General features: G+C 53.0%; 9 protein-coding genes. 4 read left to right on the plus strand and 5 right to left on the minus strand.

Going from position 1 to position 11,586, the window contains the following annotated elements:
* Positions 1-28: 28 nt before the first annotated feature.
* From ACIQ2T_RS00365 to ACIQ2T_RS00375, 3 genes are all read right to left on the minus strand, one after another.
* A complete protein-coding gene (locus tag ACIQ2T_RS00365) occupies positions 29-1,504 on the minus strand; it encodes an aldehyde dehydrogenase family protein (protein WP_397589061.1) in 1,476 nt (491 codons plus the stop codon).
* 59 nt (positions 1,505-1,563) lie between these two features.
* Positions 1,564-3,189, minus strand: a complete 1,626-nt coding sequence (locus ACIQ2T_RS00370; protein ID WP_397589062.1) for a GMC family oxidoreductase — start codon at positions 3,187-3,189, stop codon at positions 1,564-1,566.
* 85 nt (positions 3,190-3,274) lie between these two features.
* Positions 3,275-3,883 carry a TetR/AcrR family transcriptional regulator gene (locus tag ACIQ2T_RS00375; RefSeq protein WP_397589063.1) on the minus strand — a complete coding sequence of 203 codons (609 nt, stop codon included), beginning with the start codon at positions 3,881-3,883 and terminating at the stop codon, positions 3,275-3,277.
* A gap of 163 nt (positions 3,884-4,046) precedes the next feature.
* Between ACIQ2T_RS00375 and ACIQ2T_RS00380 the strand changes: the two genes are divergently transcribed.
* Both ACIQ2T_RS00380 and ACIQ2T_RS00385 read left to right on the plus strand, forming a co-directional pair.
* Positions 4,047-4,901: an SGNH/GDSL hydrolase family protein gene (locus tag ACIQ2T_RS00380; protein ID WP_397589064.1), complete on the plus strand. Its 855-nt coding sequence runs from the start codon at positions 4,047-4,049 to the stop codon at positions 4,899-4,901.
* A gap of 31 nt (positions 4,902-4,932) precedes the next feature.
* Positions 4,933-5,835: a formylglycine-generating enzyme family protein gene (locus tag ACIQ2T_RS00385; RefSeq protein WP_397589065.1), complete on the plus strand. Its 903-nt coding sequence runs from the start codon at positions 4,933-4,935 to the stop codon at positions 5,833-5,835.
* Here ACIQ2T_RS00385 and ACIQ2T_RS00390 read toward each other — a convergent pair whose 3' ends face one another.
* Complete coding sequence (locus ACIQ2T_RS00390) at positions 5,836-8,115, minus strand: arylsulfatase (RefSeq protein WP_397589066.1); 2,280 nt, start codon at positions 8,113-8,115, stop codon at positions 5,836-5,838.
* A gap of 22 nt (positions 8,116-8,137) precedes the next feature.
* The gene (locus ACIQ2T_RS00395) at positions 8,138-8,815 is read right to left on the minus strand and encodes a TetR/AcrR family transcriptional regulator (RefSeq protein WP_397589067.1); all 678 of its coding nucleotides are present in this window, start codon (positions 8,813-8,815) and stop codon (positions 8,138-8,140) included.
* A gap of 228 nt (positions 8,816-9,043) precedes the next feature.
* Between ACIQ2T_RS00395 and ACIQ2T_RS00400 the strand changes: the two genes are divergently transcribed.
* On the plus strand, positions 9,044-9,829 hold the full coding sequence (locus tag ACIQ2T_RS00400; RefSeq protein ID WP_397589068.1) for an enoyl-CoA hydratase-related protein: 786 nt from the start codon (positions 9,044-9,046) through the stop codon (positions 9,827-9,829).
* 247 nt (positions 9,830-10,076) lie between these two features.
* Complete coding sequence (locus ACIQ2T_RS00405) at positions 10,077-11,435, plus strand: peptide MFS transporter (RefSeq protein ID WP_397589069.1); 1,359 nt, start codon at positions 10,077-10,079, stop codon at positions 11,433-11,435.
* Positions 11,436-11,586: the final 151 nt, after the last annotated feature.

Genomic DNA, 11,586 nt, shown 5'->3' on the forward strand with positions numbered 1-11,586 from the left:
GCCTTTCTACTTTCGCTAAGTCGGAAGTTTATCCGATCAACACAGTCTTGGTGCTGACAAATTCCATGACGCCTTCGCGGCCGCCTTCGCGACCAAAGCCAGAAATACCAACTCCGCCGAACGGTGCGCCGACGTGCATATTACCCGTACCGTTAATCCCGACCGTTCCGGAATGAAGGTCACGGGCCAAACGGCGTGCGCGGCGCATATCTGCCGTTTGCACATAGTTGGTCAGACCATAAGCAGTACTGTTCGCGATTTCTACGGCCTGCTCTTCAGTATCGAAAGGAATGATCGAAAGCACTGGTCCGAATACTTCATTCTGTGCAAGGCTGCTTTGCGGATCGACATCCGCAAAAATCGTTGTGTCGACAAAAAAGCCATCGGCAAGCTCGCCGCCTGGACGTCCGCCACCCAAGACAAGACGACCAGCCTTTTCGGATTTTGCCTTTTCGATGATGCCACTCACTCTTTGCAAGGCGGCGTCGTTCACGAGCGGTCCTGCAAAAGTAGTTAATTCAAGTGGATCACCCGTAATATACTGCGAGACCACAGCAGTTACGCCCTCAACCACTTCGTCATAAACGCCACGCTGCACCAAAAGCCGAGTGGGTAAGGCGCAGCCTTGGCCTGTGTTGACAAGCGAGAATGTTGCGGAATATGGAATAGCCTCTGCCAAATTGGCGTCGTCAAACACTAAATTGGCTCCCTTACCTCCCAGCTCAAACAGGACAGGAACGAGGTTGTTTGCAGCCGACTGCATGATCTTCGTTGCTGTTGCGGGCCCTCCGGTGAAGCTGATTTTGTTAATGCCGGGGTGGGCCGAAATGGCCGCACCCGTTTCTGGGCCGCCGATCACAAGATTAAGCACGCCATCTGGCAGCCCTGCTTCTTTCGCCAGTTCAAGGAAGCGGATTGAAGTGAACGGCGTGAACTCTGCGGGCTTAAGGACGATCGTGTTGCCCGCTGCGAGTGCCGGTGGAATTTTCATCGCTAACGATAGTAAAGGTGCGTTCCATGTGATGATTATTCCGACTACGCCGAATGGTTCAGGTATCGTGTAAACGAAAGCCTCATCGCGGGCAGTATCGACAACAAGACCATCAAGCTTGTCTGCCCATCCAGCATAATAGCGTGTCCAATCCGATGCCATAGTGACAAACCGGTTTGCGCCAAAACCCATTGTGGCGCCGTTTTCGAGCGTTGAAATTGTAGCCAACTCTGAGCCATTTTCGATAAGTAATGCCGCGAGCTTTTCAAGAATTTCGCGACGACGCGGGCCGGGTGTGTTGCGCCAGCCCGGGGCTGCAGCGCGTGCCGCTGCGACAGCCGCATCGACCGAATCCGTTCCGGACAAAGGGATGCTGGCCTGCGCCTGTGCGGTGGCAGGATTGATATGGTCGAATGTTCCGACAGAGCCAACTGTGTAGCGTTCGCCGCCAATTACCGAGCTGACTACGGGCAGTATTTCTGCGGCCTTTTTGTGCCTGTCAATCAATGTCATATCTCTAATCCTTCATAATTTTGATCTTTAGAAAAAGAAAATCGCACGCATGCAATGGATTATCGTATTTCTTCTTGCATCAGTTCGGACAGCCGCCATGCCGCCGCCATTGTTGGAGCATTGGTGTTACCCGACGGCATTTCCCGAAAAATAGAGCAGTCGATCACCCTTAAGCCCTCGATGCCACGTACCCGGCAATGGCTATCTAGCACATCGGTTTCATCTGGACCCATTGCAGCAGTGCCGACAGTATGCTGCCCGCAGTTGCCAGTGGTTTTGTAAAGTTCCAGAATATCTTTATCGCTTTTCGCCCAGCTGGTTTTTTCGGTTTCGCCAACAACATAGGGCTTCAGCGCGTCCTGCTCCATAATTCTGCGGATGGCCCGTGTGCCCTCAACGGCGGTTTCGCGGTCGATATCGGCCTGATAAAATGCAGGGTCGATATCGAGCGGCGCATTCGGATCAGCCGACGTGATCAACGCATGCCCTTCGCTTTTTGGCCGAAGAATATAGGAATAAGTTTGCATGCCCGGCTCATTCTCAAATGCGATACCTTTACTGGTATCGCCCATCGAATATGGGTTGAACATAATCTGCGTATCTGGGCGGGTGGTCGCGGGATGCGCCTTTACAAAGGCGATGGCTTCTGCTGCACCGCGTGCCATTGGCCCTTTGCCGCGCACCATATAGTTTAACACATTGCCGAACAGTCGCGCGCCGCTATATTCTCGGTTATCGCTGTATTTCCAGTCGCGTAGTCGATAGTGCAGAGCCATAACATTATGCTCGCGGAGGCGGCGCCCGACATTTGGACTGTGGTGGATGGTTTCAATGCCAAGGCTTTGTAACAACGCACCATCGCCAATACCCGACAACTGTAGGATTTTTGGCGAAATCAGCGCGCCTGCCGACAATATGACTTCACGCCGCGCATACAAGGAAACCTCTTGGCCGTCAGTTACACCTACAACGCCCACTGCCTTGCCATTTTCGATCAACACGCGGTTGATGCGGGTACCGGTACGTATGGCTAGATTAGATCGCCCCTTTGCCTTGTCCAGTAACACCCGCGCCGAACTGATCCGGCGGCCGGATTTGTCGATGTTCCATTGTGCGTAACCAATGCCTTCCAGATCGGGACCGTTCTGGTCATCCTTGGTCCGCAGTTGCAGGCTGTTACCCGCCGCGATAGTTGCTGCCCAGAGAGCATTTTGGTTAGGGTTTGTGGTTATCGCAATCGGGCCGCCCGCGCCGCGATATTCGCTTTCACCCAAATTGTGATCCTCAAGCGCGCGCAGGCAGCGCAACATGTCTTTCCAGCCCCAACCTGGATTTCCTAAAGCCTCAAGGCCGTCATAGTCTTCGGCGACACCACGATTCCAAACCATGCCGTTTATCGCGCTTGACCCGCCCAGCATTTTGCCGCGAATCCATACTTGTGGGTTCACCATGGCATCGGGCCGAGGATTGGTTTGGTAAAAGTGCGCACGGACTGGATCGGCAATCAATTTGCCAAAGCCCTTAGGCATCCGGCTTAGCCAGTTATCACCGCCGCCCTCTTCAATCAGTATCACCGAATGGCGGCCATCTGCCGACAAGCGATCTGCAAGAACAGCGCCCGCCGAACCTGAACCGACGATGATATAATCAGCAACCGGGGTTATTTCCTCGGACTTTTGTGACATCCTATTTCTCTCCCGTACCCATTATTTATTAGAAAAAACTGTCTAGTATGGCAAGGGAGATAATTCCCATTTTTATCAAGTGAAGCTACTCGTCGATTGCTTCCTGCGATGCAAGATAAGCCTCTAAAACATATGGAATTTCTGTAATTATTGGACGTTGACGTGTGTCACGAACGTCCAAAGCAAACGATAGTGTTCCCGTGGAAATTGCATAGAGAACCTTTGCTACCTTTTGGCCACGTAGCTCCCCCAATCGGAGCGTAATGACTGACTCCAAGAGCTCCAAGAAAGTGTCGACAGCCTGGCCCTCATGTATTTGATGCAGTTCTAGTGCAAAAGGATTGGCAGAATAGTAGCGGATCGGCTTTCCAAATAGAGATTCGATCACTTCGGAGGCTGACATTTTTTGCCATTCACCCGTGTTTATGGCCACCACATTTTCCATCATATCATTCATGCAGGTGCGATGTTTTTCGCGTAACGTCTCCAGCAACTCATCTTTGTCACTGAAAAAGTGATACATCGAACCTATCGAAGACTTGGCACGTCGGGCTGTCGCGTGAAGTGTTAAGCCAGCGATTCCGGCTTCTGAAATAATCGCTGCCGCCGCGTTCAAAATTGTTTCGCGGCGCCTGATTCCGTTAGCCCGTTGGGGGGCACGCACTTTTGACGATAGAGGTTTGGTGATTGGCATAGTTAAAGCATATCGCATTTAGACGATTGGAAAGTCCAGTCTTGCATTGATGCATGTTCGTGGTTCACATATTCGAAACTATTATTGCCAGTTGAAATTGAGGGGCAGGGCATTGAAGACAAATAATAGATCTGCAACACGGAGGCGCGGGATATTCAGGCGTATGATTTTCTTGATACTCGCTATAACGGGTTTGGGAGTAGTCTCCTTAAGCAGCTTTCTTTATTGGCAGGGTGCCCAAACTCCGGATGTTTCGGGTGAATATGTTGCGCTTGGGAGTTCATTTTCAGCCGGCATAGGGCTTGGTCCCAGAATCGCCGGCAGCCCAGTTCATTGTTTTCGGACGGCGGGAGGTTATCCTGCGCTGGTCGCACAGAAAGCCGAGCTCCGGCTTGTTGATATGTCCTGTTCGGGTTCAACGACAAAGCATATTTTGTCTGGCGGGCAACTTCTGCTTGGTCCGCAATTGGCAGCAATTGGACCTGCAACGAAACTTGTTACTATTACATCGGGTGGCAATGACGTAGGCTATATCGGGGACCTGATGGCTGCGTCTGGTAATATGGGATGGTTCGGCGCTTGGTGGCATGGTGATATCAAGTCCGCCGATGCACGACCTTATGATGTCGTAACCGCTAATCTGAACGCGATCATCACCTCGGTCCGTCAAACGGCTCCGAGTGCTAAGATTCTCATCGTCAATTATCCTGCGATTATTCCGCCAATTGGAAGTTGCGCTGCATTAGGTATCAGCAAAGCGCAAGCCGCCATCAGTCGCGACCTTGCGCAGCAATTGGCACTGGCAACGAAGCGTGCAGCGGATGAGACTGGTGCGCAGCTTGTTGATATCGCAAAGGCCAGTATTGGGCATGACGTGTGTTCCAAAATGCCATGGGTTAATGGTGCTTCGGTGCAAACTGGAACGGCCTTTCATCCCAATGCCGTCGGTGCCGCAGCAACTGCGGATTTAGTTATAAAAGCATATTCGATGCGTGCCACAAATGGATCAGCTTTGTGACTATACCAACAATGCATAAGGGTTTTTGACGATGCCAACAGCAAAATCGTTGAACGGCATGATGCACATTGATGGCGGTACATTCACCATCGGCTGCGCGGACTTTTATCCCGAGGAATCCCCTGTTCAGCAGGCCGTAGTAAAGCCGTTCCTTCTGAATACTACGCCGGTTACCAATACCCAGTTCGCCGCATTTGTCGACGATACCGGCTATGTTACGTTGGCCGAGACCGTTCCGAACCCTGCTGACTATCCCGGTATTTTGCCCGAAATGATTGTTGCTGGATCGATTGTCTTTGCCGCGCCGCCAAAGGGACAGCCTTTTGGTCCGGAAAGCTGGTGGAACTATGTTCCGGGCGCAGACTGGCGCCACCCTTATGGACCGGAATATGGTTCCATTGCCCCTGACGATCATCCGGTGGTCCATATCGCTTACGGCGATGCGCTCGCATATGCACTTTGGGCGGGAAAACGCCTGCCGACCGAGGTCGAGTTGGAGTTTGCAGCACGCGGTGGGCTCAAAGGGGCGGCCTTTGCTTGGGGGGACGAGCTGTTTCCCGGCGGCAAGATGATGGCCAATTTCTGGTCTGAAGGTTTCCCTTTCAAACATCCGCAGCGCTCCCGGCCGCCCTACACGAGCCCAGTCACCCATTATCCCCCCAATTCATATGGCTTGTATGACTTGATCGCCAATGTCTGGGAATGGACATCGAGCGACGCGAGCGGGCCGGTTGGCAATAACAGTTGCTGCCATTCGGTTGACAGTCGTTTCGTACCCGCACCTGAAAGTCACAAAGTGCTGAAGGGCGGGTCTCATTTGTGTGCCCCCAATTACTGTCAGCGATATCGACCGGCTGCTAAATGGTTCCAGCCGGTTGATACCTCGACATCACATGTTGGCTTTCGCTGTGCGCAATCGGTTGATGACGACTGACTACCGCATCTGAAACGTTACCTTGCCGAGCGTTCCTGAAAAGGGCTGATCGGCGGAATAGGCCGAACTGACCGCGCTGCCACGGTCGACGCCCAAATCAAACGTCTCGGCCACACCGTAACCCTGAAGGGGCAGAGTGGTTGTCACTTGCTCCTGCAATAACACTTGATCGCCTGCTGAGATTGTCACAGTTACCAGTTCCGGTGTCATGGGCTTGAACGCTGGGCGATCGATCAGGACGGATAGCCGACTTGGTCCCACAGGCAATGTCGCTTTGGCTTTAACCGCCGTCTGCTGGCCTGAAAGATCGGTAAAGGTAACTGCGGGAATACCGTCGATCAAATAGGCCGCCATGCCGCCACTTGAACCGCCTGCCGCAAAAATCGGACCACTCTCATTGCCTGTCAACAGAGTGATCTCAGCTTCCATCTTGAACGGCCTTGCTGTCAAAGGTGGCATCGCGCCAAAGCCTATATTGCTCACCGCACCATCATAGGCCCACAGGCCCTTGCGCCGTGCCATTTCAGCCATGAAATTCTTGGCGCCAAAAGCGCGTGAATCGCCAAAGTTAGATATCGGACCGACGCCATACAGATCAGCCTGCGCATCAAAAAGCGTACTGAGCGCTTTTACCTTATCGGGATATTTAGCTGCTAGATCATGGGTTTGCCCTGGGTCTTTATCAACATTATACAACTCCCACGGTTCGTTAATCGGTCCACTTTGATTCATCCGCCACGGGTCAAGCCGATGCGATGTGACAATCGTCCAGCCATCGGACCAGAGCCCCTTATTTCCATATAACTCATAATATTGCGCCTTTGTGCGGTTCGGAGCGTCCTTTGCGTCCAGCGCATAACGCAAGCTTATCCCCTCCATGGGGGACTGAGCTACATTGTTGACCATTGTGGCAAGCGGCACCCGCGCTAGATCAAGAATTGTAGGGGCAACGTCGGCGGCGCCTGCGAACTGATGACGCACTTCGCCGCGCGCGGCAACGCCCTTGGGCCATGAAAGCACAAGCGGCACGCGAATTCCGCCTTCATGCGTGGTCTGTTTGAAATAACGAAAAGGGGTGTTTCCCGCCACCGCCCACCCGAAGGAATAATGGGGTTGTGTCTCGGGACCACCCCATTTGTCGATGAACTGCATGTTTTCTTCAGCCGAAGGATAATGGCCATTCATGAACAGCGTTTCATTGTGAGTGCCGTGATAGGCGCCTTCGGCGCTCGCACCATTGTCGGACGTGATTGCAATGATAGTGTTGTCGAATTCTCCTCGGGTCTCCAACGCGTCAAGGATCCGGCCAAATTGTTCGTCCGCATGGCTCAGGGATGCGGCAAACACCTCCATTTGTTTTACATAGAGGCGTTTCTGATCGGCACTTAAGCTTTTCCATTCAGGCATGCCATCAGGCCGAGGAGCCAGCTTTGCACTTTTCGGCATCATACCCTTTGCGATTTGGTCTTTCAGGATTGTCTCACGGGCGACGTCCCAACCCATATCGAACTTGCCCTTATAACGGTCAATCCATGCCTTCGGCGCGTGGTGAGGGGCATGGGCGGTACCGGTCGCAAAGTAGATAAACACCGGAGGAGCAGTCTCCCTGACGCTTCGGGCTGATAAAAGCTTGATTGCTTGATTGGCCATATCATTATTCAGGTGATAATCGGTTGTGCGGGGCGTGCTAATGGGGCTTGTTCCATCGATTAGCACAGGTGACCAATTATCAGCGTCGGCCGCAATAAAGCCATAAAATTTATCAAAGCCTTGGCCAGTTGGCCAACGCGTAAATGGTCCTGCCTGCGTCATTTCACCGCTGGGCATATGATCCCATTTACCAAGAGCAAGCGTCAGATATCCCGCCGCTCTTAAGTTCGCGGCAATCGTGCCATCCTCGGCTGGAACTTTGGCGTCATAGCCTGGATGGGGCAAGGTCGCGCCTGCATGGCCACCCATATGCACGCTATGCGGATTACGACCTGTTAGCATGGCTGCCCGGCTCGCCGAACAGATGGGTGGAGTGCGGTAATTGGCAAAACGAACGCCCTTTTGTGCAACGCGGTCGATATTAGGTGTCTGTACCAGTCCGCCATAAGAGGAAAGCTGCGCAAAGCCGACATCATCCATCATCCAAATAAGAACATTCGGTCGTGTTTCATTAGCCGGAGCTGGCTGTGTGTGACCTGAATCCTGCATCTGCACTTGCGCAAGCGCAGATGCATCTATCGATGCCAATATTGCCAATGTTATCATCGGCCGATATGCCCAACTTCTCATCTTGCTTCTCCTGATCTCGTGCTTACATCGTTGACGTTGCCCTGCGAGCCTCTTTTTTTGCTTCGATTACGGATGTCGCTGCAGCCAAAGCGTCCACAAACTGGCTTTCACCTTCATCATTTTCCAGGGCGAGTTTATCGATCTGTTTGATCGCGGCGAAGATCAAAGCCGAAGAAAGGAAGATGCGGTGACCGAAGCTCTTGGTTCCATTGCCATTCGCTCCGTTTAGCATTTCGCGCAGAATTTGTGCTGTCACCGGATAGTCGCTGTCCAATGATGTGCGAATATCAATCAGGTTTGCACGCGACAATTCGTCGACAAAGGCTGCATAGCTGCGTCGACCCTCTGCATTGCGTTGTTCGAAAAATGGACGATATAAGGCTTCAACCAAATCTGAGACAGGAGGCGCGCGATGGCGGCCCCTTGCTTCGGCCAAAAGCTCTGTTCGCCGCTGCTCTATCCCAGGCAGGCGGTGGTTAATAACCGCCTGCAACAACGCGTCTTTACTCCCAAAATGATAGGCAACAACACTGCTGTTGGCCGAACGACTAGCTTTTACGATTTGCCGGACTGAAGCCCCATGCACGCCATATTCGGCAACCATATTTTCCGCACATTCGATCAATAGCGCCCGTGTACTGCGCCCGCGAGGATCATCAACTCTGCCTGCGAACCCAGTAACAGATCCAATTCTGCGCACGTTTGACCTAATTCCTAAAATAGCATAATTAATTTAATAATATTAAATATATGCCAGTTCGCAAATTTGTCCACCAACTATTTTGAAAAGCCCGCACCAGATTGGAGACTGGGCTATGAAATGAGTGAGGCAACGATGTTGAGGACACACAGATTTTAAGTTGCATTCCAAAAATTTGCAGGGAAGGGATGTCGGGATTATGGATTTGTCGAAGGAGGACGAATATTTATGACGTATGAAACAATTACCTTAGATGTGGCCGATAAGATCGCGACAATCACACTCAACCGTCCGGAGCGCATGAACGCTTGCTCGCTGGAAATGGCGGGTGAAATTAACGACGCGCTTGCCAGTGGTATAGAAGACGCACGTTGCCTCGTTATTACAGGCGCAGGCCGCGGTTTTTGTTCAGGTGCCGATCTATCAGCGCGCGGCGCGCGTTCAATTTCAGGCGGTGAGGGTAGTTATATTGCGCTTACCCGTCATTATAACCCGCTGATGATTAATCTGGCGCGTCTGCAAATCCCTATTATCACTGCCATAAATGGTGCAGCTGCTGGGGTAGGCTGCTCAATCGGGCTGTGCGGTGATTTTGTCATAGCTGGTAAATCAGGCTATTTTCTTCAGGCTTTCGTCAACATCGGCCTTGTGCCAGACGGCGGCGCATCTTGGATGCTTCCACGCTTGGTTGGCAAAGCCCGTGCGACCGAAATGATGATGCTCGGTGAGAAGATTAGCGGAGAAAAGGCCGCGGATTGGGGTATGATCTACAAATGTGTTGAAGATGAAGCGCTTCAGGCCGAAGCCCGCGCTCTTGCAACCCGCCTCGCCAATGGTCCAACGGTGGCTTATGCGGTGACACGCAAAAATATCCTGACCGCGCTGGAAAACTCCTACGCCGAACAATTGCTTGCCGAAGCCGAAGGACAGCGCATCGCTGGCAGTTCACTAGACGCGGCAGAAGGCTCGAAAGCCTTTGTTGAAAAGCGCAAAGCCGCGTTTACGGGGCAGTGATCGGGGGACTGGCCGAGATTGGGCCATCGTTGTGGCGCACCATCATAACGATGGTGATCCCTGATGGGTTCCAACCAGCGACCTGATGATTAGCTGATGCAGGGTAGCCTCGAATGCAGAGAACCCCAGCGCTGCGTGAAGAGCATACGTGGGCAGAGCGCATCATTCCCTTGCGCCTTTCGCTCGAGCAGGGATAGAAGCGTCCAAAGGCGCGGCGGCGTGGAACGATAGGGGAGCGAATTTGGGCATGGTCGAACAAACTGCCGATGGCCAACTTCACGGTCACCCCAAGGGCCTGTACTATCTGTCCTTTACCGAAATGTGGGAGCGCTTTTCCTTTTACGGAATGTCTGCGCTGCTGACGCTTTACATGGTGAAAGAGCTACTGCTGCCGGAAAATGCGGTGCAGGTGATTGGTCTCGCCGCTCTCCGCAATATGTTCGAATTTCGCGGGCCGATGAGCGATGTGGCGTTTTCGGCAATCATTTATGGCTGGTATGCGGGCCTTGTCTATTTCACGCCTATGGTTGGGGGTTGGGTTGCCGACCGTATACTGGGTGCAAAGCGCACGGTGATGATTGGTGTACTCCTGATGAGTGCTGGGCATGTGGCCATGTCCTTTTATTCAACCTTTCTGTTCGCGCTGTTGCTGCTGATCCTCGGGTCTGGATTTCTCAAGGGGAATATCTCCGCGCAGGTCGGCGCGCTGTATCCTCGGTCTGATGAGTCCATGCGCTCGCGGGGATTCACCATTTTCTCGACCGGGATTTGCATTGGTGCTGCAAGTGGGCCGCTGGTGACTGCGCTGGTTGCCGCTATCTATGGTTGGCACGCAGGGTTTGCAGTTGCCGCAGCTTTGATGTTGATTGCTCTCGTCGCTTACATTTTGGGCCAGCGGCATTTGCCTGATGACCGCCCAGTGGCCCGCAAACGGGAGAAGGCGCCCGTCATGACCGCTGCCGAACGGAAACGTGTGGCGGTGCTTTTGCTCGTTATTGCGCTGACCATACCCGCTGAAATTGCCTATCCGATGGTATGGAGCATCGGCATATTGTGGGTCGATCAATATGTGAACTTGGCCACGTCGCTTGGCGCGGTGCCATCGAGTTGGTTTGCATCAATGGACTCGATTGGCGCCATTCTTGCCGCGCCCGCGTTGATTGCATTCTGGGCATGGCAGGCCAAGCGTGGCCGCGAGCCAAGTAGCGTTACCAAAGTAGGTATTGGAACATGCATTATTGCCATTGCCGCACTTCTTTTTGCTTATGGCAATTTAGGACTGAGTGAACCGGATAGTGTGGGCGCGGGGTGGGCTATCGCCGGCTGGCTGATCATGGGGTTGGCCTGGATGTATTATTGGCCAACGACGCTGGCCATTGTTAGCAGGGCCGCGCCTGCGGGGATGGGCTCTTTCCTGATGGGAGTTGCGTTCCTGTCTCCCTTTGTCGGACATGTGCTCGCGGGATGGGTTGGCAGCTATTTTGACCAAATGCACCCGTCCGTTTTCTGGGCGATGGATGCCGGCATCGCGTTTGTAGGCGGCATGCTCATTTTGCTGTTCCGCAAGCGCCTTCAAGCTGCGCTGGACCCTGATCTTGCGCCGTAATAGTGCCGCGTAATTCCCTTATTCTAATTCTGTGCCGGAATGCGTGGCCGCTTTAAGAAATGCGCGCGCCCTGGCCATCATAAAGGCTTCATCAAAGTGACTTGCTGTAGACCCCGTTCCGACCCCTAGTAGCCTTTAACGTTCGTTAGTG

Origin of the sequence: Sphingorhabdus sp. (assembly GCF_044357595.1) — a bacterium.
Classification (GTDB): domain Bacteria; phylum Pseudomonadota; class Alphaproteobacteria; order Sphingomonadales; family Sphingomonadaceae; genus Sphingorhabdus_B.